We start from the raw sequence: 24,272 nt of genomic DNA, 5'->3' as shown, positions 1-24,272 counted from the left end.
CTTCGAACAAACCCTAAAGCTCAACCATAGGGTTATAGTTATGTCAAGTACTGGTGTTGAAGACGACGGTATTGATCGCGGCGCCGTGGTGCCAGGAGGCTCGCGGCGTGTCGCGAAATCAGTGTCGGATTTCCTCCCGAGTCCCCGTCCGCGGACACGCCGACTCAGCTGACCGACGCGTACTCGGGACTCGAGACGTTGTACTGCTGTCCGTCGACGATCAGCAGACTCCGCAGGGCTTCGGCTTTGTCGGCCGTCCGCCCCGCGTCTCCCCACACGGCCTTCTTGCCGCTCTTGAGACGGAGCGTGATGTCCGACGGCGAGTCGGCCGCGACGGCCACGACCCGAGAGGCCAGCCAGTCCGGGAGATCCTGCACCACGGTCAGCGCCGCCCGCGTCGTCGGATTGGCCGCGGACGGGTCGGTCATCTGCAGTGCGGGCAGCCCCTGCAGGGACTTGGGCAGGTCCTTGGCCGACCCGAAGGTGAGATAGACCATGCCCAGGCGATCCATCACGCCGATCCGTCCGGACTGCTCGACGGTCACCACCGGCGTCCGTTCGGTGACCGCGATCGTCAGGGTCGAGGGGTACTTCCGGCTGACGTTCACCGACTCGATCTCCGGCAGCGCGGACACCCGATTCGCGATCTCCGCCGTGTCGACCTGCAGCAGCGGTGAGCCCTCAGGCACCTGCGCGGTGCGCAGCACCTCCCCCGCATCGATCGCGGTCGCTCCGGTCACGTCCACCGACCGCACCGACATCAACGGCGTGAAATAGGCGATCGCCACCAGCCCGCCGACCACGACGACGAGGGCGATCACCGAGCCGATGAGCGGCCACCGCCGCGGCGACGAGGCGGCGCCCGGACGCGTGCGCCGCGCCCGGTCCGGTTCCGCCGTACGCCGCCGGCTCATTCGGCCGCGGCCCTCTCCAGCGCTTCCAGAATGGCCGGAGCCTGCATGGTGATGTCGCCGGCGCCGATGGTGAGCACCAGATCGCCGCGCCGGGCACGGTGAGCCACGGCGTTCGCGATCTCCGACAGATCCGGGACGAAGACCGCGGGAGCGGTCACCGCATCGGAGATCAGCCTGCCGGTGACCCCGGGCTGCGGCTGTTCACGGGCACCGTAGACGTCGGCCACGATCACCTCGTCGGCCAAGCTCAGCGCCGCGGCGAACTCGGCGGCGAACTCCGCCGTCCGCGAATACAGATGCGGCTGGAACACCGCCAGCACACGCCCCGACCGCGCGCCGACGACGTCTCGGGCGGCGGTGAGCACGGCGCGGACCTCGGTCGGATGGTGCGCGTAGTCGTCGTACACGTCGACGTCGGCGGCACGGCCCCGCGATTCGAACCGCCGGTGCACCCCGCCGAAGCTCTCGATGCCCTCCGCCACGGTGTCGACGTCCTGCCCCGTCCGTGCGCATGCGATCAGGGCTCCCAGCGCATTGAGCGCCATATGCCTGCCGGGCAGAGTGACGGCCAGTTCCCGGACGCGCGGCGTGTCGACCAGCGGCTCGGAGAGTCCGACCGTGGCCAGCCCCCCGGTCCCGTGCGCCGCGAGCTCGACGAGTTCGGCGACCACCGGCACACCCTCCACCGTGATCCGCGCGGCACTGCCGTATCCCAGGACCGCGACCCCGCGCTCGGAGCAGCTCGCAACGCATCGCTGCGCCAGCGCCGCGGCTCCCGGATCGTCGAGACAGACAGCCAGCGTTCCGCCGGGGCGGATCAGTGCGACGAATTCGTCGAAGACCTGCACGTAGGCCGCCTCGGTACCGAAGAAGTCCAGATGGTCGGCCTCGATGTTGGTGACCACGACGATGTCCGGCACGTATTGAAGCAGGGAGCCGTCGCTCTCGTCGGCCTCGGCGACGAAGACCTCGCCGCTGCCGTGATGCGCGTTGGTGCCCGACTCGTTCAACTCACCGCCGACGGCGAACGACGGGTCGACACCGCAGTGCTGCAGTGCCACCACCGACATCGACGTGGTGGAGGTCTTGCCATGGGTGCCCGAGATCAACACGGTCCGGTGTCCGCGCATCAGCAGGGCGAGCACCTCGGGCCGGTAGAGCACCGGGATACCGCGGCGTCGTGCCTCGACGAGTTCCGGATTGTCGTCGGGCACGGCGGCCCGGGTGGTGACGACGACGGTCGGACCGCCGTCGAGCAGATCGAGGGCGTCGGGTGCGTGGCCGATCCGGACCTGCGCGCCGCGGGTCCGCAGCGCCAGCACCCCGCGCGAATCCTTGGCGTCCGAACCGGACACCTGACCGCCGCGAGCGAGCAGGATCCGGGCCAGGCCCGACATGCCCGCGCCGCCGATGCCGACCATGTGCACCCGCTGCAGCTGCGCCGGAAGCGTGTTCTCGATCGCCGGGTCGCTCATCGGGGTCCGTCCTGCGTCGTCGCGCGGTCGCCGCGCCGCGCGGCAGCCAGTTCCAGTGCCGCCGTCGCCACTTCGACGGCGGCGTCGCGGTGGCCGAGCCCCGCGGTGGCGGCACTCATCGCGCGCAGGCGTTCGGTGTCGCCCAGCAGTGCGGGGATCTCTCGCTCGACCCACTCGGGCGTCACGTCCGCGTCGTCGACGATGACGGCGCCCCCGGCCCGTTCCGCGGGCAGTGCGTTGAGTCGCTGTTCGCCGTTGCCGTGCGGCAGCGGGACGTACACCGCCGGGAGTCCGGTGGCGGAGATCTCGGCGACGGTCATCGCTCCGGACCGGCACATCACCAGGTCGGCGGCCGCGTACGCGAGGTCCATCCGGTCGAGGTAGCTGACCCCGACGTAGGGCGGGGCGCCCGGCGGCGAGACCGGGTCGATCGTGTTCTTGGGGCCGTAGGCGTGGAGAACACCGATACCGGCCGCGCCCAGCGCCGTAGCGGCCGGCGCGACCGCCTCGTTGAGCCGCTGCGCCCCCTGCGAGCCGCCGAAGACGAGCAGGGTCGGCGCATCCGGGTCCAGACCGAAGAATCGGCGCGCCTCGGCACGGGCCGAAGCACGGTCGAGTCGGGTGATCGCTCCGCGCACCGGGATTCCGACGACCGTGGCGCCGGCCAGCCCGCAGTCGGGGACTGCCGCGAGGACGCGGTCGGCGAGCCGGGCGCCCACCTTGTTCGCGACACCTGCGCTGGCGTTCGCCTCGTGGAGCACCACGGGGATCCGCCGGGCACCGCGGAGTCGACTGCGCGCCGCGAGATACGCGGGCAGTGCGACGTAACCGCCGAAGCCCACCACCACATCGGCGTCGACCTCGGCGAAGACCTTGCGCGTGGCGGCCACCGAATGTGCCACTCGCCACGGAGTCTTGGCCAGTTCCACGCCCACCTTCCGAGGCAGGGGAACCGGCGGGATCAGACGCAGATCGTATCCGCGCGCGGGCACGATCGTGGTCTCCAGACCGCGACTCGTCCCGAGGGCCGTGATCCGCGCGTCCGGCTCCAGTTCCCGCACGGCGTCGGCCACCGCGAGCGCGGGCTCGATGTGGCCTGCGGTTCCACCGCCTGCGACCACCACCGAAAGTGCCGATCCCCCCTCGTGCGACCGCTTCCGCTTGCTCACCGGCGACCGTTCTCCCATCCGCCTCTGCCGGTCCGCCGCGCACGATCGCGCGGAGCCGGCGACCTGGACTCCTGCCACGACCGGGACGGTCGCGCACCCCTAGGAGGATAGTGGATCTCCCCCGAGCTCGATTCGCCCGACCGGCGTCGCATTCGCGGCCCGGATGCCTCGGGCGTCCGCGGGCGGCCCGCCCATGTGCGGGGCGCCTCGCGACGGCCGGTCCCGGACGAACCGCGGACGGGTGCCGGTCGCCGGATGGGCGCGGCGGTCGGCCGGCGCCGCGGCGACGAGCCCGCAGCCCGGTACGTCTCGGGCCGCGGGAGACGGAGCAACCGCGACAACCCCTTCGGCGCCGGCCCGGCCAGCGCCGCGACCGCCTGCGGTTCGTGCCGTGCGGCGTTCGCCAGCAAACCGAGCATCGCCAGCATCGTCAGTGCCGAGGTACCGCCGTACGACAGGATCGGCAACTGGATGCCGGTGACCGGCAGGATGCCGACGACGTATCCGATGTTGATGAAGGCCTGCACCAGGAAGAGCACGGTGATCGTCGCCGACATCAGACGCAGGAACGGGTCCACCGAACGGCGGGCGATCCGCATCCCGACGTACCCGAGCAGCAGGTACAGCCCCAGGACGATGATCCCGCCGACCAGTCCGAGTTCCTCGCCGATGATCGCGAAGATGAAGTCGTTGTGCGCATTGGGCAGATAGTTCCATTTGGCGGTGCTCTGGCCGAGCCCCTTGCCGAACAGTCCACCGTCGGCCAGCGCGAACTTCGCCTGGTTCGGCTGATAATCGGCGCCGAGCGGATCGGAGTCACGGCCGAGGAAGCTGAAGATGCGCGCGGCACGGTACGACTCGGCGAAGGCCAGCGCGACGCCGGCCACCGCGAAGACCACGCCGAAGGCGGCGAAGAACCGCCCCGGCAGCCCGCCGAACCACAACAACGTCGCGACGATCATCCCCAGGATCATCGTCGTGGACTGATTCGGCTCGATGATGACCAGGAAGGCGACGCCGAAGGCGACCGGGATCAGCGGGAAGATCAGATCGCGGGCCGTGGACGTGCGCGGATCGCGAGTCGAGAGGACCGCGGCTCCCCACATGCACAGCGCCGCCTTCGCCAGTTCCGACGGCTGCAGCGTGAGCCCGCCGAACGAGAGCCAGCGGCGCGCACCGCCGCCGGCGACGCCGAAGCCCGGGATCATCACCAGGATCAGCAGGACGATCGAGATCAGCAGAATGGGCAGGGAGGCCTTCTGCAGCGTCCGCACGGGCATCCGCAGCGCGATGTAGAACAGCACCAGACCCAGGCCCACGAACATCACCTGCGTGGTGAACATCCCGTAGGCCGAGCCGTCCTTCGCGTAGCCCTCCACAGCGGACGCCGAGAGCACCATCATCAGGCCGAGCGCGATGAGGATGACGGTGATCGAGACGATCAGGTGGAACGAGGTCAGCGGCCGCGCGAGCAGATTCCGGACTCCCCCGGCGAGGAACGCCGCACCCGCTTTGACATCCGATCCGCGCATCAGGCGAAGCCTGCGAAGCGGGTCCGCGTCCGCGGTGCCGCCAGGCCGGGCCCTCCGAGTGGACGCGGTCCGGCGATCCCGGCGCCGAGCCGACCGGTCGGCGACTCTCGCCTCCGGCTCTCCGTCAGCGCTTTCGGGGGCGTCGGGACGGTCGGAGGTGTCGCCGGGCGTCTCGGCGGTGTCCTCGCCATCGGCGGCGGAGCGCGGCGCCGAATCCTCGACGTCCTCCGCGACGCCGGTGTTCTCGTCGCCGGAACTCATCGGTTCGCGCGGGAGTCGGCGAGGGCGGTCGCGGCGGCGGCGAACGAGTCGCCGCGCTGCGGATACCCGGCGAACATGTCCAGGGAGGCGGCCGCCGGTGCGAGGAGCACCGCGTCCACCCCTGGCGAGTCCGCCTGCGCCAACTCCCAGGCGGCACCGACCGCCTGGCTCATCACCGCGTCCGACGATCCGGTCGCGGAGACGGCACGTGCCCGTTCACCAGTCCGCTGAGTCATCACAGAGCCATCGTCCCCTGTGAATACTGTGACGGCTGGGACTTCTGGGGCGTGTCGCGCAATCGCGTCGAGAATGATCTGCCGATCCCGGCCGATCGCGACGACTCCGGCCAACCGCGACACTGTTCCGGCGATCAGGTCGTCGACGGGTGCGCCCTTGAGCAATCCGCCCGCGATCAGGACGACACGCTCGTGTGCGACCACCGCAGCGTGGGCAGCGTGCGGATTCGTGGCCTTCGAGTCGTCCACGAAGGCGACGCCGTCGATGCGCGCGACCACCTGACCGCGATGCGCGGCCGGCCGGTAGGCCCGCAGTCCGCGCGCCACCGCCTCGGGATCGATTCCCACGGCGCGAGCGAGCGCAGCCGCGGCGAGGGCGTCCGACAGTCCCGACGGTCCCGCCGGCCGCACATCGGCGGCGGGGATCATCGCGAGGGTGCCGTCGCCGAAGGCGCAGTCGACCAGCGTGCCGTCGACGATGCCCAGCATTCCCGGTCGCGGTGCGCCGAGGGTGAATCCGACCCGCCGGGAGTCGGGCCCGACCGGCAGCGCCGCCGCGCCCGCATCGTCCTCACCGACCACGGCCACCCGGCCGGTCAGCGCTCCGGCCTTGGCCTCGGCGTACGCCTCGCGTGAGCCGTGCCAGTCGAGGTGATCGTCCGCCACGTTCAGCACCACGCCGGCGTCCGGCCGGACCGACGGCGCCCAGTGCAGTTGGAACGACGACATCTCGACGCACAGGACGTCGGCGCGCGGCTCGGCGCGGAGCGCATCGGCCACCGTGAGACCGATGTTCCCGCAGGCCAGACCGCTCTGTCCGGCGGCCGTGACGATCGACTCGATCATTCCCGTCGTGGTGGTCTTGCCGTTGGTTCCGGTGATCACCAGCCAGGTGCGCGCGGGTCCGAACAACCCGGCGCGATCGGCGCGCCACGCGAGTTCCACATCACCCCACACCGGCGTACCCAGTGCCGCGGCCGCCACCAGCAGCGGCGTGTCCGGGCGGAAGCCGGGTGAGACGACGATCAGCTCGATGCCCTCGGGCAACTCCGCGGTGCCGTCGTCGGCGACGAACTCCTCCGGCGTGTGCACCGGCACGCCCCGGCGTACGAAATCGGCGCCCGCCTGCGGGTCCGCGAACGTCTGATCCATCACTTCGGGCTTCGCACCGAGCTCCAGCAGCAGGTCGACGACGGCCACTCCGGTGGCACGACCGCCGGCCACCAGAACGCGGGTCTGTTCCAGCGAAAGCCCCATGTCAGCCCGCATGCGAGATGAACTCGCCGTAGAACAGGGTCAGTCCCAGCGCACAGGAGATGGCCGTGAGCAGCCAGAATCGGATGATCACCGTGGTCTCGGCCCAGCCGCCGAGCTCGAAATGGTGGTGGAAGGGCGCCATGCGGAAGACCCGCTTGCCGGTGGTGCGGAAGAAGGCGATCTGCACCACCACCGAGACCATCTCGGCGACGAACAGCGCGCCGATGACGACCATGAGCAGTTCGGTGCGCGTCGTCAGCGACAGACCCGCCACCAGACCGCCGAGCGCGAGCGAACCGGTGTCGCCCATGAAGATCTTCGCCGGCGCGGCGTTCCACCAGAGGAAGCCGAGGCAGGCGCCGCCCGCCGCCACCGCGACGATCGCGAGGTCGAGCGGATCGCGCACGTCGTAGCAGGCGCTGGCGTTCTCGGCGTTGGCCGGGAGCGGCGCGCAGGGGTTGCGGTACTGCCAGAACGTGATCAGAACGTATGCACCCATCACCATCGCCGCCGAACCCGCGGCCAGACCGTCGAGACCGTCGGTGAAGTTCACGGCGTTCGACCACGCCGCGACCACCAGCCAGCAGAACAGCACGAAGCCCACCGCAGTCAGCGAGATCACGTTGATGTCGCGCGTGTACGAGAGGTACTCGCTGGCCGGTGTCTGGCCCTCGGCGTTCGGGAACTGCAGCAGCAGGACGCCGAAGATGACCGCCGCGATCATCTGACCGACCGACTTGGCGGTCTTGTTCAAACCGAGGTTGCGCGATTTGTAGATCTTGATGAAGTCGTCCAGGAATCCGACGGCGGCCAGCGCGGTCGCCAGGCCGAGCACCAGCAGACCCGAGGCGGTGGGGCCGCCGCCGTCGTCGAGCAGCCCGAACAGATGCGCGCCCAGGTAGCCCAGCCACAGCGCCGCGACGATCGCGACACCGCCCATCGACGGCGTCCCCCGCTTGGACTGGTGGCTCTGCGGCCCCTCGACCCGGATCTCCTGGCCGAAGCCCTGCCGGGAGAAGACCTTGATCAGGACGGGCGTCAGCAGAATCGACACTGCCAGCGAGATCGCGCCCGCGATCAGTATCTGGGTCACTGCATGTCCTTACTTGTCGGAATCTGTGAACTAAGAATCTAGCGCGAGCCGCCGCTCCGGCAGGTCAGCGGGTGAGCACCTCGACCAGGAGTCCGGCGTCCTCACGCCAGTACGCGAGCAGCGTCTCGCCGAGTTCTCCCCCGGCCAGCAGCACCAGGTCTCCGGGCTTCGGAGACTCGGCGGGCCGTGTACGCAGATGGTCGACGGCTGCGGCGGGCGAGGCCACCAGCACGGCCTCGTCACCCCACGACCCCTCCATCACGGCGCCCTGATGCAGCGCCCGTACGGTACGGAGATCTTCGCCGACGGCGATCACCTGGTCGACGGCCAGCCGGACGATCTGCCGGCCCAGGCCGTCGTGGTCGACGCACCGCGCGTTCTCGTCGCGTCCGTCCGCATCGGCGAACTCACCGGCGATCACCCAGGTCCGGCGGGCCGACTCCCCTCCTCGGTGGGCACTGCCGACTCCGGTGTCGGCGGCCAGCGCCACGAGTTCACGGACCGCCCGGCGTGCCTCGTCGATGCCCGCCTGCGGGTCCACCAGCAGCACCCGCAGCGCAGGCTGCGCGTCGACGGCGTCATCGACCACGCGGGCGTCGAGCAGTTCGCCCAGCACGGAGCGATCGTCGAACGGATATTTCACGCCGTCGATCTCCTGCCCCTTCTCATGGCCCTTACCCGCGACCAGCACCACGTCGCCCGCCTGCGCCCAGTCGACCGCCGCGGCGATCGCCTCGCGCCGGTCGCCGATCTCCCGGATCTCCCCGCGCGCGTCCGCCACCGCCCGCGCTCCCGCGAGCACCGCCGTCCGGATGTCCTCGGGCCGCTCGGACCGCGGATTGTCGTCGGTGACGATCACCAGGTCGGCGCCGCGTGCCGCGGCCGCGCCCATCAGGGGCCGCTTCTCGGTGTCGCGATCGCCACCCGCCCCGAGGACGACGGCGATCCGTCCCGGCGTCTGGGCCGCAAGGGTCGCGAGAACCGCCTCGACCGCGGCCGGCTTGTGCGCGTAGTCGACCACGGCCAGGAAATCCTGTCCGCGCTCGACCTTCTCGAGCCGGCCCGGCACCGCCACGCGGGCCAGACCGGTGACCGCCGTCCCCACGTTCACTCCGGCCGCCGCACTCAGCGCTACCGCGAGGAGAGCGTTCGCGACGTTGTACGCACCCGGCAGGGGAACCGTCAGCTCCACCTCCGAGCCCTCCGGCGTGGCCGCCAGAACCGTCTGCGACCCCGGCTCGGTCCGTACCGATCCGACCACCGACCAATCAGCCGCACCGGTGGTCGACACGGTGGTCACGGACGTACCGGCGACCGCGGCCATCTTCACGCCCCACGCATCGTCGACGCAGACCACGGCGCGTTGCGCCCGGGTCGACGAATCCGCCCGGAACAGCCGGGCCTTGGCCGCGAAGTAGGCGTCCATCGTGTGGTGGTAGTCGAGGTGGTCCTGCGAGAGATTCGTGAAGCCCCCGACGGCGAACCGGCAGCCGTCCACGCGGCCGAGTTCGAGGGCGTGGCTGGAGACCTCCATGACGACGGTGTCGACTCCGCGCTCGAGCATCACGGCGAACATCCGCTGGAGGTCGGGGGCCTCCGGGGTGGTCAGCGAGCTCGGGACCACGGTTCCGTCCACGCGGATCTCGACGGTCCCCAGCAGTCCGACCACCCGTCCCGCGGCCCGCAGCGCGGCCTCGGTCAGGTAGGCGGTCGTGGTCTTGCCCGACGTCCCGGTGATACCGATGAGGGTGAACTTCGACGACGGGTCGCCGTAGATGCGCGCCGAGACCTCCCCCAGCACCGACCGCGGGCGGTCGTGCACCAGCACCGGCACCGACTCCAGGCCGGGCGCGGCGCGAATCAGGTCCAGTCCCGCCGCATCGGTGAGCACCGCGACGGCACCGGCGGTCGACGCCTGGCCGGCGTATCGAGCACCGTGGGTGCGGTCGCCGGGCAGCGCGGCGAACAGGTATCCGGCACCCGCGTCCTGCGCACGCAAGGTCGCGCCCGTGACCTCGGCGTCGGCGCCGTCGAGAACCAGACCGAACTCGTCCGCCAGTGCGCTCAGGGCCACCGGCCGGAGGTGCTCCGGGCGGATCGGCCCACTGCTGTTCGTCGCACCGGCTCCCGGCTCCACCACTACCTCAGACCTCCGCCTTGACCTTCTCGTCCCGTTGAGACGTACTCGTCTCGCCGACGTCTCCCCTCGTCCGCCGGAGCGCACGCGGTGATGACGCAATGAATCTACCGTGCGATGCGGCGCGCCCTCACGCCTCCAAGCGCAGGCGCGGAGCCGGCTGCGCGGAGAACGGCACCTGGTCGTGACGCAGAAGCCACGAACCGATGGTTCCGAACAACGGCGCCGCGGACTGACCGCCGCTGCCGTCCGAGCTGCGCACCGGATTGTCCATCATGATGCCGATGACGAACCGCGGCGCGTCGGCGGGCGCGATACCCGCGAAGGTGATGTTGTAGCTCGACCGCGAGTAGCAGTTGCAGGACGGGTCGACCTGCTGTGCGGTACCGGTCTTGCCCGAGGTCTGGTAGCCCGGGATGGCGCCGGTGTAGCCGGTGCCGTTCTGCACACCCTCCGGGTCCTTCTGCATGACGGCACGGAACATGTCGCGAACGGTCTTGGCCGTCTGCGGACTGACCACCCGCACCGACTCCGGCTTGCTCACGCCGGCCTCGTCCTCGTCCTCGGGAGCGATGATCCGCGGCTGGATCCGAACCCCGTCGTTGGCGATCGCCTGGTACATCGACGTCATCTGCAGCAGCGTGGTCGACAGACCCTGACCGATCGGCAGGTTGGCGAACGAGCCGCCCGACCACTGACTCAGCGCGGGCACCGCGCCGGGGCTCTCGCCGGGGAGGCCGACTCCGGTGCGCTGACCGAGCCCGAAGCGGTCGAGCATGTCGGCGAACCGCCGCTCACCGACCTTCTGCGCCAGCATCAGTGTGCCGACGTTGGACGACTTCCCGAAGATACCGGTGGTGGTGTAGGGCGCGGTGCCGTGCACCCACGCGTCGTTGACGGTGATACCCGACATCCGAATCGACCCCGGCACCTGGTGCACCTCGTCCGGGGTGGTGACCCCGTATTCGATGGCCGCGGAAGCGGTCACGATCTTGTTCACCGACCCGGGCTCGAAGGGCGAGGTCACCGACCGGTTGCCGAGATCGGCCTTCTGCTGCTCCGAGAGCGGCCGCGAGGCGTCGAAGGTGCTGTCGTTGGCCATCGCCAGCACTTCGCCGGTGTGCGAGTCGAGCACCACGGCGGAGACGTTGTGCGCGCCCGACTTGTCCTTCGCCAGGTTCACCTGGCTCTGCACGAACCACTGGAGGTCGGAGTCGATCGTGAGGTGCACGGTCTCTCCGTCGACGGCCGGATGGACGTTGCGCTTGCTGCCGGGGATCACCGCGCCGTCGCGGCCGCGGTCGAAGGTCTCGGTGCCGTTGGTGCCTGCGAGCACGGAGTCGAGCGACGATTCGAGGCCGATCAGGCCGTTGCCGTCGAAGTTCACATCGCCGACCAGGTTGGCGGCGAGTGAACCGCCCGGGTACAGGCGGTTGCTCTGCCGCTCGGCGCCGACCTCGGGGAACTCGTCCTGGATCTTCTTCGTGACGTCCAGCGACACCAGGCGGGCGAGGTAGACGAAGTCCTTGTCCGACTTCATCTGTGCCAGCAGATCGTCGGACGCGATGCTGCCGCCGAGGGCCGACGAGACGCCGTCGGCGATCTGCTTGAGGCGCACGTCAACGTCCGGGACGGTCGAATCCTTCTTGTGTTCCTCGGCGATCTGCTTGCGTACGGCCTTCGGTTGAAAGGTCAGTGCCCGTGCGTCGTCGGTGTGTGCCAGCAGGCGTCCGTTGCGGTCGACGATGCTCCCCCGCACCGCAGGCAGTTCCTGGGTGATCGATCGTTGCTGCGAGGCCTGCGCCGAGATGGAGTCGGCCGCGATCACGTGCACGTACAGCATCCGGCCCGCGATCACGAGAGCGACCACCGCGACGAGCACGGTCAGGATCCGCTGGCGGACGACGAACCCCGACGGCCCCGAACCGGAAAGTTCGGGGGGACGGGGAGGCCTGGGCGGAGGCGTTCCGGTGCCGTTCGACGACGCGCCGGACGGGCGGCCTCCCGCCCTCGCCTCGGCTGCGCGCGGTGTACGGGTGCGGGTCATGATCTTCCGATTGTCGCGCGCATCAACGCGCGGCCGCGGTATTGGCGGGCGGCGTGGCGGTCGTCGGAGACGCCACATCGGTGGGCCGACTCACCCGATTCCGGACATCCGGGCGCACCGAGGTCTGGGGTGCCGGATTCGTCCGAGACTGCGATGTCGGGACCGAGGACGGGCGGGGGTTCGGCGCCGGCCGCGGGTTCGGCGCAGGCGTCGACGGCGCCGGAGCGGGAGTGGTCGCCGTACGCGGCGGTGCACTCTGCGATTGTTCGCCACCGAGTCCCTCGGAATCGTCGACCTTGTTCTTGTCGATCTTCTCGACGGGGTCCGGCGCCGGGTTCAGGTCCGGAAGCGGGCTGCCGGTCGCCGGTGTGGGAGTGCCGCGGAGCCGTGGCTTGCCGTCTGCTCCGACGATGATCTCGGCGGCGTTCGACGCCGGGACCATCCCCTGGCGAGCGGCCGCCCGCGCGATCGCGGGCGCCTGGTCGCCTGCGTCGGCTGCCGCCTTCAACTCGGCGGCACGGGCCTGCAGCTCCTGGTTCTCCTTGCGGAGCGCGTCGATCGAGTACGAGTCCTGCGCCGATTTGGTTGTCAGGAACAGAGTCAGCGCGAGGGCGCCCATCACCAGGACCAGGATCGGCACCACGAGCGGGACTCCGGCGATGCGGCGCCCGGTCATCGGCAGCCGGGCTCCGGTGCGCTCACGGCGAGTGCGCCGATCGAGAGCCCGCTGGGCCGCCTTGGATCGCGACGGACGCTCGCTCGCCGCGGCGCCGGTGCGCCGTCGACGCTGACGGTCGGAACCCTCGCGTGGTCCGGTGGCGGTGCGAGTGTCCACAAGCGTCACTGTGCTCCCCTTCCGTCTGCGGTCCCGCCGCCGCGACCCGCGGGGTGGTTCGGTGCGATACGTTCGATGGCCCGGATCCGGACAGGGGCCGAACGCGGGTTGGCCGCACGTTCGGCCGCGTCTGCCTGTTCGGCTCCGCGAGTGACGAGCGAGAACCGCGGGGCGGTCCCCGGCAGATCGACCGGCAGGCCGGCCGGGGTGGTGTTCTCCACCGCACGGGCGAAGTCGCGCTTGACAATTCGGTCCTCGAGCGACTGGTAGCTCATCACGGCGAGCCGGCCGCCGACCGCGAGTACTTCGAGCGCCGCCGGGATCACCCCGCGCAATGAGTCGAGTTCGTGGTTCACCTCGATCCGGAGCGCTTGAAAGGTCCGCTTGGCCGGATGGCCACCGGTCCGCCGGGTCGCCGCCGGGATGGTGGCGTACAGGAGCTCCACGAGACGTCCGCTGGTGGTGAACGGCTCCTTGGCGCGTTCCCGGATCACTGCCGAGGCGATCTTCCCCGCGAACCGCTCCTCGCCGTACTCGCTGAGCACTCGGGCGAGAGAGCCGTGGTCGTAGGTGTTGAGGACGTCAGCCGCTGTCAGCTCGTCGTCGGGATTCATCCGCATGTCCAGCGGTGCGTCGACGGCGTACGCGAACCCGCGTTCGGCCCGGTCCAGCTGCATCGACGAGACCCCGAGGTCGAGAAGCACCCCGTCGACCTCGTCGCGTCCGGTGGCGGCGACCACCGACTCGATCTCGTCGTAACGATTGTGGTGGAACTCCACGCGGTCTCCGAAGCGATGCAGACGCTCGGAGGCGATGCCGATCGCCGATGTGTCGCGGTCGATGCCGACGACGTGCAGGCCCGCCAGGCGTTCGAGGAAGTACTCTGTGTGGCCGCCGGCGCCCAGCGTGCCGTCCACCAGGACCGCGCCACCGCCGTCGGGCGACCGACGGGTGAGAGCCGGTTCCAGCAGCGCGAACATGCGATCAGCCATCACCGGAACGTGTCCGTGTTCGCCTTGCCGCGGTGCGTTCACCCCGCTCCCTCCCTGCTGCCGTGAGAACCGTGCCGATAACTTCTGGGCGTCGCCCCCTGCGACGCTCCGGAGACCACCGGCATCGATGCCGTGGAACTGCGGCGGTGTGGGCCTGCGATGAGACGGGGTCCCCGCCCGAGCGCACCTGGCGTTGGGGAAGTACGTCAGGGTCGATCGGGCCGAGGCCTCGACTCACCGCAGCAGTCGTGATCTCCGAATGTTCAATTCACGTGTGTCGACGCGATCCCGTTACAGGATCGAGTCGAGGGCGGACGATCCCGCGTTGGAGAACGCCTCCTCGTGCTGGGCCTGGTAGTCGCGCCAGCTCTGCGCGTCCCAGATCTCCAGGTGGTCGTACGAGCCGATGACGACGCACTCCTTGGTGAGCCCCGCGTAGTCGCGATGCTCGGCCGAGAGGTTGACGCGGCCCTGCCCGTCGAGCCGCTGCTCGTCGGCGCCGGCGAAGAAGTACCGCAGAAAAGCGCGGGCCTCCGGGTCGTTGCGCGACGCGGTGACCGCCTTCTCGGCGATCGCGTCGAACTCCTCTGCCCGGTACACCGACAGGCTGCGGTCCTGGCTGCGTGTGACCATGACTCCTCCTGCCAGCGCGTCGCGGAACTTCGCGGGCAACGTCAGTCGCCCCTTGTCATCGAGCTTGGGCGTGTAGGTGCCGACGAAACGAGCCACGTCGACACCTCCTCACCCTTCCGGGTTCGGCGGTTCCGGTATCCCCCTCGCCCAGTAATGCCCACACTACCCCACTTTCCACCACATTCCACCCCGCAGGCCCCACCGTTTCCCCACCATCAACTATATGCGCAGGTCAGAGTGCCTAAGCTTCACTGAATTCTCAGCAATCATTGACGTGTCGCAGCTCACTAGTGTCGTTACGAAAGGGGTCAAAAGGTAACGAAGTGACTGGTGAGACCAACCAAGAGCGGTAGGTGGGGCGTTGTGGGGAGACGAGGTGGGACGCTGTGGGGAGACGGGGTGGGACGCTGTGGGGACACCCCGGAGACAGACGTTCCCGAGATACGAAAAACGGGGCCGCATCTTCCTTTCGGAAGTTGCGACCCCGCCAGGGAGATCGTTGTCGACGCAGGGCGCGTCAGGCCGTCAGCCGCCGGTGCCGACGGCCGGTTCTACAGATCGCGGTCGTCCCGCTCGAAGCGACGGTTGAAGCGATCCTCCATCCGTCGGCTCAACGAGCCGTGACCGCTCGCGGCCTTTCCGGACTTCTTCGACGAGGAGGCGCCGTCGGGACCCGAGATCCGCCCGCGGCCAGCCATCAGGCCGAAGACCGCGGCCCCGAACATCAGCAGGAATCCGACGAAGCTGAGGATCTTCAGTCCGCCGACCTCGACGTCGACCATCATTCCGCCGACCAGCAATGCGAGTCCAGCGAGGAACCCGAGAGCGACCACGATCCGACGACGCGCGTTCGGCAAGCGCACCTTGTGGCGGGTGACGCTCGACGCGAACTTCGGGTCTTCGGCGTAGAGAGCGCTCTCTATCTCATCGAGCATGCGCTGCTCGTGCTCTGAAAGCGGCACCGCTCCTCCCTTACTGGATCGTGGCGAGGATTTCGTCTTCTCGCCTCTCTATGTCAATAGTACGAGCCCGAGCGCCCTTCGACCACCATTGGCCGACGATGCGTTCACAATCACGCCGATCATCCCGCGCACTCAAGCGACGGTTCCGCGCGCCGCCGGACGCTTCGAGGTGAGCTTCCCCTGCTCGTACGCCAGCAGCGTCGCGTCGGCCACGTCCAGGAACGCGACCGCACGGCGCTCCACGCGCGCGCAGAACGTGGAATCGACGGCGCGCACCAGCCCCGCCTCGACGTGCGAGCGCATGGTCGAGAGTTCGCCGAAATAGTCGGCGAGTTCCCGGCACTGGGGAGCACGCTCCTTGATCCGACTCCACGCGTCCGCCGCACCGCGGCGTCGGCGGACGCGGCCCGAGGGCTCGTAGATCTCCAGCACCGCGCCGGCGGCTCGGATCGCCGCGAGATAGAACAGCCGGAATCGCTCGGCCCCGTCGTCGTCCACCGACGCCGCCTGCTCGAACAGGTCCTCTGCCCGATCCAGGAGATCGCGGCTGCGGTGCACCACGTGCGGGTCGACTCCGTGATCGGCTTGTGCACCGGACACCGACGGGGCGGGTGCGAGATGCAACCCGGCGAACTGCCGCCCGGACCGTTCTGCTGACCGCTCCATCCCAACTCCTCCGTGTCGGCGCCCGGCTCTGTCGGGCTCGTGACGACACCATGACAGAGGGGTACGACAAAGAAGGTGTTGCGACGACGGGCCCGACGGCCGGCCGTCGCACGGCGCCGGCACTCCCGCGAAGACTTCGACAGCGGACCCCGTCACCGATGATCGGTGGCCCGGCGATGTCTTCCCCATCGCCGGGCCACTGGACCGCCCAACCGATACGAACATCAGTTCGACAGGCGTCAACCGTAGCCGGTGTGAACGCCGATGGGCAAGTGCCGCTACGCTCCCAGAGTCTGGCAGCCGCAGACGAATCGAGCCGACGACGAAGGGAACGGGCATGTCACTGGACGCCTCCCCGATCCGCGTCGCGCCCCTCCCGGCCGATCTGGCACACCTGTGGCTCGATCCCGCTGTGCACACCTACATCACCGCCATGCACTACCCCCGCGGAAGCGAAGCCCACCGGTTGCCGCTGTGGCGCGATCACATCGCGCGCCCCGGGTGGTCGGCTTTCGGCGCGTTCGCGACGCTGTCCGCGCTCGACTCGCTCCGGCCCACGTACTCCCGGCTGCGCGTGCGCGCACCGCTGGCGCTCTCGGATCGCGAGATCCTCGTCGGGGTGGCGTACGGCTACCGCGGTGCACCGGACCAGTGGTGGAACCGCCAGCTGTATTCGGGACTGCTACAGGCCGGAACCCGGCCCGCCGACGCGCGCGAGTTCATGCGCGACTACTTCGAACTCACCGAACTGCATGTGCATCCGGCCGGTCAGGGCCGCGGCGTCGGCCAACGGCTCCTGACATCGCTGCTCTCGGGCAGACCGGAGAGCAAGGTCCTCCTCTCGACGCCCGAAGTCCAGGGTGAGGCCAATCGCGCCTGGGGCCTCTACCGCCGCCTCGGCTTCGAGGATGTCCTGCGGCACTTCACCTTCGCCGGAGACGCCCGGCCGTTCGCCTTCCTCGGACGCCCGCTCCCTCTTCCGGACGCCGGTCCCCCGCCGCGATGACCGGCCGCCCGCGGTCCGTCCGACGCACCGATGACGACACTGCGCAGGTTGGCGCATCTCTTCTGGCACGATGAGTCGGTGACCTCGTTCCGCCGCACCGCGCTCGCCCTAGCCGGACTGTTGGCACTGATCCCCGTGCTCACCGGTTGTCTCACCAAGTCGACCACGGTCGGCGACCAGTTCTCCGGCACGGTCATCATCGCCACGTCACCGGATCAGCATCCGCAGAAGCCGTCCTTCGACATCCCGGCCTCGCTCAGCGGCCAGGTCTGGACCACCGACTTCCCGGAGAAGTCGGATGAGAGCAGTGCCGTACCCGCCCCGTCGACGCAGAGTTCGCGCCCCGGCGGACAGGCCGCGCCGTCGCCCGACGGCAAGGTCGGTTCCGAGCTCACCTTCGACAGACTCTCTGCGGGTCAGTTCAGCCAGCTCGGCGACATCATCGCCGCCGCCCTCCCCGACCCGTCCGCGACGGTCCATCTCAAATCGTCCCGCAGCGGCGACATCGTCCGTTTCCGCGGCTCGGCCTCGCTGACGGACGCCGATCCCGGCAGCGTGTACTTCTCCCTGTCGATCACGTTCGGCGGTGAGGTGGTCGCGACCAACGGTCATCAGGCGGGCGACGACACGGTGGTCTGGACGCCCACCCCGGGACAGAACGTCGACCTGCAGGCCGATTCGGAGTACGCGGATCCGGCGACCGCCGCCGTGCCCAGTTGGACCTGGTTCATGTTCCTGCTGTGCGCGATCATCGTCGCGATGGTCGTGTACGCGGCCTACCAGAATCGGGACCGCTCACCCCGTCCGGGACGCCCGAAGCGCAAGCCCGAGGCGCCGCAGTCCGACGAGGAGTCCCCGAAGCCCGAGCGCGAGACATCCGGGCGCGGCGCCGACTGACGCCGTCCGCGCGCGGTCGCCCTCTCCGGCGGACCGCACGTCTCAGACGCCGGCCAGCGCCCCGCGCGTGTCGATGCCGATGCGCTCGAGCACCTCGCTGGTCGCCTTCGCGAAGTTGAGGCTGCAGAAGTGCAGGCACGGCACCCCTTCGGAGATGAGCCGCAACGAGGCCTCCGTGCACAGGTCGATGCCGACCGCACGCACGTCGGCCCGATTCTCCTCCGGTCCGTCGCCCGCCGCCTTCGCTAGCCGTTCCTCGACCGCCGGGGGGATCTTGCTGCCGGACAGCTCGGTCATCCTGCGCGCCGAGGCCAGCGAGGTGATCGGCATCATCCCCGGGATCAGCGGCTTGGCGCCCTGCTCGGGATCGGCGGCGGCGATACGGTCGCGCAGGCGGAGGAAGTCGTCGACGTCGAAGAACATCTGCGTCACCGAGTACTCCGCGCCCGCCCGCAGCTTCCGCACCAGATTTCCGGTGTCGGCGGCGAGATTGGGCGCGCGGTGGTGACCTTCGGGGAACGACGCGACGCCCACGTGGAAGTCGCCGAGTTCTCCGATCAGGCGCACCAGTTCTTCGGCGTACGCCACGCCTTCCGGGTGCTTGACCCACTCACCGAGCGGATCACCGGGCGGATCACCGCGCAGGGCGAGCAGGTTGACGATGCCCTTGTCGGCGTACGCGCCCACCAGGCCGCGGAGTTCGTCGACGCTGTGGTTGACCGCGGTCAGATGCGCGACGGTCAGCAGCGTGGTCTCGGTCGCGAGTTCGCCCGCGATGCGCACGGTCCGGTCGCGGGTCGATCCGCCCGCACCGTAGGTCATCGACACGAAGGCCGGGTTCATTCGTTCGAAGATCCGGACCGCACGCCACAGTCGCGCCTCCTCGGCGGCGTCGCGCGGTGGGAAGAACTCGACGGAGAACGGCACCGGCCCGGAGTGCGGGTCGGCCAGACGCTCCACGACCGACTGCCCCGGGCGGGCGCGGACGTCGGAGTCGGTACTGATCGGATCGGTCACCCCAGTCATCATACGGACACCCGGCGAGCGGCCCGCGGCCGCCGATACCGCGGCTGTGCCCGCGATCACCGCCGCTGCGGCGCGTGGCCGGGCTATCGACGAGGACCGGTAACCTTGCCAGTCGTGGTCAACATTGCGCACGTGCCCGCCGCGGTCGACGAGATCCTGACGGCGTTCTTCGACTCCGGCCGGCCTGCGCTCGACGACATCTACCCCGCGGTCGCGGAGGCCGGCGACGTGCTCGCCGACTTCGTGCTGTCGGGCGGCAAACGGGTGCGGCCGCTGTTCGTCTACGCCGGCTGGCGATGCGGCCCCGAAGCGGCCGCCGACACCGGCCCCGGGGAGTCGACGGCATTGCGGGTCGGCGCCGCGATCGAGTTGATCCAGGCCTGCGCCCTCATCCACGACGACATCCTCGACCGCTCCGACACGCGGCGCGGCCGCCCGACCGTCCACCGCCGGTTCGAGGCCCTGCACGGCGACCGGGGGTTCGCCGGCGACCCCGCGCACTACGGCGTCTCGGCGGCCATCCTGCTGGGCGATCTGGCACTGGCCTGGGCCGACGACCTCGTGCACGGCATCACTCCCGCCGACGGCGGTCCCGCCGATCCGCATCCGCTGCCGCGGCCGGTGGCCGTTCTGTGGTCTCAGATGCGGACCGAGGTGCTCGGCGGTCAGCTCCTCGACATCACCAACGAGTCGTCCGGCGACGAGTCAGTGACCGCCGCGTACCGGGTGATGGAGTACAAGACGGCCGCGTACACGGTGGCCCGGCCGCTCCAGCTCGGTGCGGCGCTGTCCGGGGCCGAGGACGAGTTGTCACGCTCACTGCATCGCATCGGGCTCGATCTCGGCGTCGCCTTCCAACTGCGCGACGACGTCCTCGGTGTATTCGGAGACCCCGCGGAGACCGGGAAGCCGTCCGGTGACGACCTCGTCGAAGGCAAGCGCACCGCACTCCTGGCCGAGGGTCTGCAGCGCGCGTCGGCGGCCGGCCGAGATCTGCTGCGCGACAGCCTCGGCCGTTCGCTGTCGGAGGCGGAGCTGACCGCGGCGCGCGACGTCCTGACCGAATCCGGCGCACTCACCGAGATCGAGAGACAGATCGACGAACGCCTCGACGCGGCCCTGGCCGGCATCGACGGACTGGATGCCGGAGAGTCCGCGCGCGCCGATCTGACCTGGATGGCCCGCCGAATCACCCATCGACGGCGGTGACGGCCATGACCGCTGATTCGCACGTCGTCGTCATCGGAGCGGGGCTGTCGGGATTGACCGCCGCGGCCCACCTGCGCGCCCGCGGACACGAGGTGACAGTCTTGGAGGCCACCGACTCCCCCGGCGGCCTGGTGCGCACCGAGACCATCTCGGGTCACCGATTCGACACGGGTGCAACGGTTCTCACCATGCCCGAGTTGATCGTCGACGCACTCACCGCCGTCGGCGTCGACCGCGAGCAGGCCCTGGAGCGGCTGGCCCTGCGCCCGGTGGACCCGAGTTACGTCATGAACTACGCCGACGGCTCGTCGCTGGCGATACCGCGCGAGCCCGCGGCCATCCCCGCCGCCGTCGAGCAGGTGTTCGGGACCGAGGCCGCCGACGGTACTCGCGACCTGCTGACCTGGCTGCGCCGCGTCTACGATGCCGAGTTCGACGTCTTCATCGACCGCAACTACGACGGCCTGGCCGACCTGACCGGACCGCGCACGCGCGCCGCCGCCGCGAACCTGGTCCGGCTCGGCGCGCTCGGCGGCCTCACCGCCGCCGTGGGTCGATTCGTCTCCGACCCCAGGGTTCAGCGGGCGTTCACCTTCCAGGCGCTCTACGCCGGCGTTCCACCCCACCGCGCGCGGGCGATCTACGCCATCATCGCGGATATGGACATCGGCCGCGGCCTCTGTGCTCCCGCGGGCGGCATGGGCCGCATCGGCCGGGTCCTCGAGCGCGCACTGGCCGACGCCGGCGTGCGGATCGAGTACGGAGCACGCGTCGACCGGATTCTGCGCCGGACCGACGGCTCCGCCTCGGGTGTGCTCGTCGGCGACCAGCGGCTCGCCGCCGACGCGGTGGTCGCGACACTCGAACGCGACGCGGTCGCCGAACTGTTGCACGACGAGCGCCGCCTGCGGACTCTGCGCTACTCGCCGAGCGCCGTGGTGGTGCACGGCGTGCTGCCGGCCGGGACCACCGCGGGCTGGCGGTCCGGCCATCACACTCTCGACTTCGGCGCCGCGTGGACCGACACCTTCGCCGACCTCACCGCTCGCCCGGGCCGACTGATGGGCGACGGATCGTTCCTGATCACCCGGTCTGCGGCCACCGATCCGGAGACATTCGTGGCCGACGGATCCGAGTCGGTGTCGGTTCTCGCGCCGACACCGAATCTGGTCTCGGCCGATCTGCCGTGGGATGTGCTCGCCGAGCCGTACACCGCCGAGTTCCTCGGCGTCCTGGAGTCCCGCGGCTACCCGGGTCTGTCCTCGATGACCGTGCTCCGGATCGACCACCCGCTGACCTGGCTGCGATCGGGTCTGCCCGCGGGGACGCCGTTCTCCGCGGCTCACACCGTCGCGCAGACCGGCCCGCTGCGCACGCCCAACCGCTGGCGGGGTGTGCCGAACCTGGCTCTGGGCGGCAGCGCGACCGTGCCCGGAGTCGGCATCCCGCCCGTGCTCGTGTCCGGCGGGCTCGCCGCGGCGCGGATCGACGACTACCTGCGTGGCCGGAACGGACACGGGGGGCGGTCGTGAATCTCCTGAAGCGCTATCCCGACGCCTGTCTCGGGTTCCTCGGTGTGCTGCTGGTGGTCGCGGGAAGCTACGGTCTCTCCGACGTTCCTCGCAACGACGCGACGCTCGCCGATCTCGGCCTGGCGCCGATGACGTACGGCCACGGGAAGACGCTGTCCGGCTTCGCGTTCTGGACGGGGATCGCGCTGATGGTCATCGCCTGGGTGCGAATCGGCCGGAGCCCCGAGCGGATGAGCCTGCGCGCCACGATGGCCACCGTCGGCGCCTGGACCGCGCCGCTGATGTTCGCGGTACCCACCTTCAGCCGCGACGTGTACGCCTACCTCGGTCAGGCGTCGGTGCTGATGCACGGATTCGATCCCTACACCGACGGACCCGCACACCGTCCCGGACCGATCGTCGATTCGATGGCGCAGATCTGGGCTCCCACGACCTCGCCCTACAGTCCCGGGTTCATGCTCCTGCTGCGCGGCATCGTCGGGATCACCGGCGACAACGTCTTCGCCGGCGTGTTCGCCATCCGCGTCGCCCTGCTGCCCGGACTGCTCCTGACGATGTGGGCGGTGCCCCGGATCGCCGCGCACTTCGGTGCGAGCCGGCGACTCGGGCTCTGGCTGGTCCTGGTGAACCCGATGCTGCTGATCCATCTGGTCGGGGGCCCACACCTCGAACTGCTGATGATGGGCTTCCTGGCCGCAGGCGTGGCCCTGGCGCTGGAGGGCAGGCACGTCGCGGGTCTCGCGGTCCTGGGCCTGGCGATCTCGGTGAAGGTCACCGCGGGAATCGCGATTCCGTTCGTCATGTGGATCTGGCTCGACCACCTGCGCAAGCGGCGCGCGGCCGATCCCGCGGCACCGACTCCGCTCATCGCCTGGCGCGACCGTGTCGCGATCTTCGTCGCGACGGGCGCGATCCCCGCCGCGGTGTTCGGTGCCTTCACGGTGATCCTCGGCCTCGGCCTCGGATGGATGAACGGCCTGTCGTACGCCTCTCGGATCATCAACCCGTTCACCGTCCCGATCTTCGTCGGGCACATCGTCACCTACGCCGCGGCTCCCTTCGCGACGCTCAACCTCCAGGCGGTCCTGGTGGTGACGCGGGCCATCGGCAGCGTCGCACTCGCGCTGATCCTCGTGTACCTCTGGTGGCGGTCGCGTCGCGACGAGCGGTCCGCGATGGCCGGCATGGCATGGGCGATGCTCGCTCTGCTACTGCTCGAACCGTCGACCCTGCCCTGGTACTACACGTGGGTCGCCTGCCTGGCCGTCGCATTCACCCTCCCGATGTGGGTGCGGCAGGTGGTCGTCGGAGTCAGCACCTTCTATCTCATCGTCTTCCAGCCGGACGACTCGATCCTGTTCTACAAGCCGCTCGAAACTTTGATGGCGCTGGCCTTCGCCGTTCTCGCGGCCGTCTCGCTGCGCCGCCGCGACCCGCTCAGACTGCGGGGGCTCGGGTCCCTGCTGATCCATGGCTGACGCCGACCGCGGGTACCGCCTCGCCGAGTCGCTCACGCGCGCGGCCGGCCGCACCTACTTCCTGGCCTCGCGTCTGCTGCCGGTGGACGGCCGGCGCGCGGTGTTCGCGTTGTACGGCTATGCACGCACCGTCGACGACGTCGTCGACGGTGCCGGTGGGTCGCAGCCGCGATCGGCGCGGCTCGACGCCCTCGAGAACGGCCTGGCCGCCGCACTCGCGGGGGCGCCGGTGCCGGCTGGTCTGAGCCGGGACGAGGCCGACATGCTCGCTGCGCTCGCCGAGTCGGTCGACCGGTTCGCGATCCCTGCCGAAACCTTCGAGGCGTTCGGCCGATCGATGCGAATGGACCTGCCCGGCGACCCCCTGTTCCGGAACCGCTACGCGACGCTCGACGCCCTGGCCGAGTACACCTACGGCTCGGCCGCGGTGATCGGCCTGCAACTGCTGCCGATCCTGGGCGCGGCTCCCGATCCGGACACCGCCCGGGGTGCAGCCCTGCTGGGCGAAGCGTTCCAGCTCACGAACTTCCTCCGTGACGTCGGCGAAGATCTGAACCGGAATCGGATCTACCTGCCCCTCGACCACCTCGGCGCCTTCGGGGTCGACGAGCAGGAGCTGCGTCACGACGCCACCGCGGGCACGGCCGGCCCCCGGATGCGGCGGGCGACGGCGCATCTGATCGCCGTCAATCGCGACCAGTACCGGCGGACGCTGCCCGCCATCGCCTCACTGCCCCGACGGTCGCGCCCCGCGATCTGCGCGGCCGCGCGGTCGTACAGCGCGATTCTCACCGCCATCGAAGACCGCGGTCACGACGTGTTCGCCGCGCGGGCCGTCGTACCGGTCCACCGCAGGCTCGGCCATGCCGTCACCGCCGTGGCCGGCCGCCCGGCTCTCGGCTGACCGGCTGCGCC

Annotated in this window: 20 protein-coding genes; 6 read left to right on the top strand and 14 right to left on the bottom strand. The window is 70.1% G+C overall.

Annotation, left to right across the window (positions count from 1 at the left end; genetic code table 11):
• Positions 1 to 164: 164 nt before the first annotated feature.
• The 13 genes from GSI01S_RS04875 to GSI01S_RS04815 all read right to left on the bottom strand — a co-directional run bounded on the left by GSI01S_RS04875 (position 165) and on the right by GSI01S_RS04815 (position 16,209).
• The gene (locus GSI01S_RS04875; protein WP_006895331.1) at positions 165 to 914 is read right to left on the bottom strand and encodes a cell division protein FtsQ/DivIB; all 750 of its coding nucleotides are present in this window, start codon (positions 912 to 914) and stop codon (positions 165 to 167) included.
• Positions 911 to 2,389, bottom strand: a complete 1,479-nt coding sequence (murC, locus tag GSI01S_RS04870) for a UDP-N-acetylmuramate--L-alanine ligase (RefSeq protein ID WP_006895330.1) — start codon at positions 2,387 to 2,389, stop codon at positions 911 to 913. The genes GSI01S_RS04875 and murC overlap by 4 nt, the downstream gene beginning before the upstream one ends.
• Positions 2,386 to 3,576: an undecaprenyldiphospho-muramoylpentapeptide beta-N-acetylglucosaminyltransferase gene (gene murG / locus GSI01S_RS04865; protein ID WP_051999607.1), complete on the bottom strand. Its 1,191-nt coding sequence runs from the start codon at positions 3,574 to 3,576 to the stop codon at positions 2,386 to 2,388. The genes murC and murG overlap by 4 nt, the downstream gene beginning before the upstream one ends.
• On the bottom strand, positions 3,555 to 5,351 hold the full coding sequence (ftsW, locus tag GSI01S_RS04860) for a putative lipid II flippase FtsW (RefSeq protein WP_006895328.1): 1,797 nt from the start codon (positions 5,349 to 5,351) through the stop codon (positions 3,555 to 3,557). The genes murG and ftsW overlap by 22 nt, the downstream gene beginning before the upstream one ends.
• Entirely contained in the window at positions 5,348 to 6,844 is a 1,497-nt protein-coding gene (murD, locus tag GSI01S_RS04855; protein WP_006895327.1) for a UDP-N-acetylmuramoyl-L-alanine--D-glutamate ligase, read from the bottom strand. The genes ftsW and murD overlap by 4 nt, the downstream gene beginning before the upstream one ends.
• Before the next feature lies 1 nt (position 6,845).
• Entirely contained in the window at positions 6,846 to 7,937 is a 1,092-nt protein-coding gene (gene mraY / locus GSI01S_RS04850; protein WP_006895326.1) for a phospho-N-acetylmuramoyl-pentapeptide-transferase, read from the bottom strand.
• A gap of 64 nt (positions 7,938 to 8,001) precedes the next feature.
• The gene (locus tag GSI01S_RS04845) at positions 8,002 to 10,077 is read right to left on the bottom strand and encodes a UDP-N-acetylmuramoyl-L-alanyl-D-glutamate--2,6-diaminopimelate ligase (protein ID WP_006895325.1); all 2,076 of its coding nucleotides are present in this window, start codon (positions 10,075 to 10,077) and stop codon (positions 8,002 to 8,004) included.
• A gap of 127 nt (positions 10,078 to 10,204) precedes the next feature.
• Entirely contained in the window at positions 10,205 to 12,121 is a 1,917-nt protein-coding gene (locus GSI01S_RS04840; RefSeq protein WP_006895324.1) for a peptidoglycan D,D-transpeptidase FtsI family protein, read from the bottom strand.
• Positions 12,122 to 12,143: 22 nt separating this feature from the next.
• Positions 12,144 to 12,956 (bottom strand): cell division protein FtsL, encoded by an 813-nt coding sequence (ftsL, locus tag GSI01S_RS04835; RefSeq protein ID WP_233500070.1) that lies wholly within the window; start codon positions 12,954 to 12,956, stop codon positions 12,144 to 12,146.
• 5 nt (positions 12,957 to 12,961) lie between these two features.
• Positions 12,962 to 13,990 (bottom strand): 16S rRNA (cytosine(1402)-N(4))-methyltransferase RsmH, encoded by a 1,029-nt coding sequence (gene rsmH / locus GSI01S_RS04830; RefSeq protein ID WP_039866947.1) that lies wholly within the window; start codon positions 13,988 to 13,990, stop codon positions 12,962 to 12,964.
• A gap of 249 nt (positions 13,991 to 14,239) precedes the next feature.
• Positions 14,240 to 14,677 (bottom strand): division/cell wall cluster transcriptional repressor MraZ, encoded by a 438-nt coding sequence (gene mraZ / locus GSI01S_RS04825; RefSeq protein WP_006895321.1) that lies wholly within the window; start codon positions 14,675 to 14,677, stop codon positions 14,240 to 14,242.
• Between the two features lie 455 nt (positions 14,678 to 15,132).
• Positions 15,133 to 15,543 (bottom strand): SCO2097 family morphological protein, encoded by a 411-nt coding sequence (locus GSI01S_RS04820; RefSeq protein ID WP_006895320.1) that lies wholly within the window; start codon positions 15,541 to 15,543, stop codon positions 15,133 to 15,135.
• A gap of 132 nt (positions 15,544 to 15,675) precedes the next feature.
• Positions 15,676 to 16,209: an SAV_6107 family HEPN domain-containing protein gene (locus tag GSI01S_RS04815; protein ID WP_006895319.1), complete on the bottom strand. Its 534-nt coding sequence runs from the start codon at positions 16,207 to 16,209 to the stop codon at positions 15,676 to 15,678.
• A 337-nt stretch (positions 16,210 to 16,546) separates the two neighbouring features.
• Between GSI01S_RS04815 and GSI01S_RS04810 the strand changes: the two genes are divergently transcribed.
• Together GSI01S_RS04810 and GSI01S_RS04805 are read left to right on the top strand one after the other, a co-directional pair.
• Positions 16,547 to 17,215, top strand: a complete 669-nt coding sequence (locus tag GSI01S_RS04810) for a GNAT family N-acetyltransferase (protein WP_006895318.1) — start codon at positions 16,547 to 16,549, stop codon at positions 17,213 to 17,215.
• A gap of 78 nt (positions 17,216 to 17,293) precedes the next feature.
• Entirely contained in the window at positions 17,294 to 18,112 is an 819-nt protein-coding gene (locus GSI01S_RS04805) for an LppM family (lipo)protein (RefSeq protein WP_174302278.1), read from the top strand.
• A 42-nt stretch (positions 18,113 to 18,154) separates the two neighbouring features.
• Here the strand turns inward: GSI01S_RS04805 and GSI01S_RS04800 are convergent, their stop codons facing one another.
• On the bottom strand, positions 18,155 to 19,138 hold the full coding sequence (locus GSI01S_RS04800; RefSeq protein ID WP_045539584.1) for a methylenetetrahydrofolate reductase: 984 nt from the start codon (positions 19,136 to 19,138) through the stop codon (positions 18,155 to 18,157).
• 114 nt (positions 19,139 to 19,252) lie between these two features.
• Here GSI01S_RS04800 and GSI01S_RS04795 point away from each other — a divergent pair, with 114 nt between their 5' ends.
• Genes GSI01S_RS04795 through GSI01S_RS04780 form a run of 4 tightly spaced genes read left to right on the top strand, consistent with a single transcriptional unit; the run spans position 19,253 to position 24,261 of the window.
• Positions 19,253 to 20,347, top strand: coding sequence for a polyprenyl synthetase family protein (locus GSI01S_RS04795; RefSeq protein ID WP_006895315.1), 1,095 nt, complete (start codon positions 19,253 to 19,255; stop codon positions 20,345 to 20,347).
• 5 nt (positions 20,348 to 20,352) lie between these two features.
• Entirely contained in the window at positions 20,353 to 21,879 is a 1,527-nt protein-coding gene (crtI, locus tag GSI01S_RS04790) for a phytoene desaturase family protein (RefSeq protein ID WP_006895314.1), read from the top strand.
• Positions 21,876 to 23,357 carry an alpha-(1->6)-mannopyranosyltransferase A gene (locus GSI01S_RS04785; RefSeq protein WP_006895313.1) on the top strand — a complete coding sequence of 494 codons (1,482 nt, stop codon included), beginning with the start codon at positions 21,876 to 21,878 and terminating at the stop codon, positions 23,355 to 23,357. Before crtI ends, GSI01S_RS04785 begins: the two co-directional genes overlap by 4 nt.
• On the top strand, positions 23,350 to 24,261 hold the full coding sequence (locus tag GSI01S_RS04780) for a phytoene/squalene synthase family protein (protein ID WP_006895312.1): 912 nt from the start codon (positions 23,350 to 23,352) through the stop codon (positions 24,259 to 24,261). Before GSI01S_RS04785 ends, GSI01S_RS04780 begins: the two co-directional genes overlap by 8 nt.
• Positions 24,262 to 24,272 lie beyond the last annotated feature (11 nt).

The organism is Gordonia sihwensis NBRC 108236, from assembly GCF_000333035.1.
In the GTDB taxonomy this organism is placed as follows: domain Bacteria; phylum Actinomycetota; class Actinomycetes; order Mycobacteriales; family Mycobacteriaceae; genus Gordonia; species Gordonia sihwensis.
This window is presented reverse-complemented; position numbering and strand designations above follow the sequence as displayed.

Coding starts and splice junctions, on each gene's coding strand:
- GSI01S_RS04875 (WP_006895331.1), bottom strand. CDS start 914: ATGAGCCGGCGGCGTACGGCGGAACCGGACCGGGCGCGGCGCACGCGT.
- murC (WP_006895330.1), bottom strand. CDS start 2,389: ATGAGCGACCCGGCGATCGAGAACACGCTTCCGGCGCAGCTGCAGCGG.
- murG (WP_051999607.1), bottom strand. CDS start 3,576: ATGGGAGAACGGTCGCCGGTGAGCAAGCGGAAGCGGTCGCACGAGGGG.
- ftsW (WP_006895328.1), bottom strand. CDS start 5,351: ATGAGTTCCGGCGACGAGAACACCGGCGTCGCGGAGGACGTCGAGGAT.
- murD (WP_006895327.1), bottom strand. CDS start 6,844: ATGGGGCTTTCGCTGGAACAGACCCGCGTTCTGGTGGCCGGCGGTCGT.
- GSI01S_RS04840 (WP_006895324.1), bottom strand. CDS start 12,121: ATGACCCGCACCCGTACACCGCGCGCAGCCGAGGCGAGGGCGGGAGGC.
- GSI01S_RS04815 (WP_006895319.1), bottom strand. CDS start 16,209: ATGGAGCGGTCAGCAGAACGGTCCGGGCGGCAGTTCGCCGGGTTGCAT.
- GSI01S_RS04810 (WP_006895318.1), top strand. CDS start 16,547: ATGTCACTGGACGCCTCCCCGATCCGCGTCGCGCCCCTCCCGGCCGAT.
- GSI01S_RS04800 (WP_045539584.1), bottom strand. CDS start 19,138: ATGACTGGGGTGACCGATCCGATCAGTACCGACTCCGACGTCCGCGCC.
- crtI (WP_006895314.1), top strand. CDS start 20,353: ATGACCGCTGATTCGCACGTCGTCGTCATCGGAGCGGGGCTGTCGGGA.
- GSI01S_RS04780 (WP_006895312.1), top strand. CDS start 23,350: ATGGCTGACGCCGACCGCGGGTACCGCCTCGCCGAGTCGCTCACGCGC.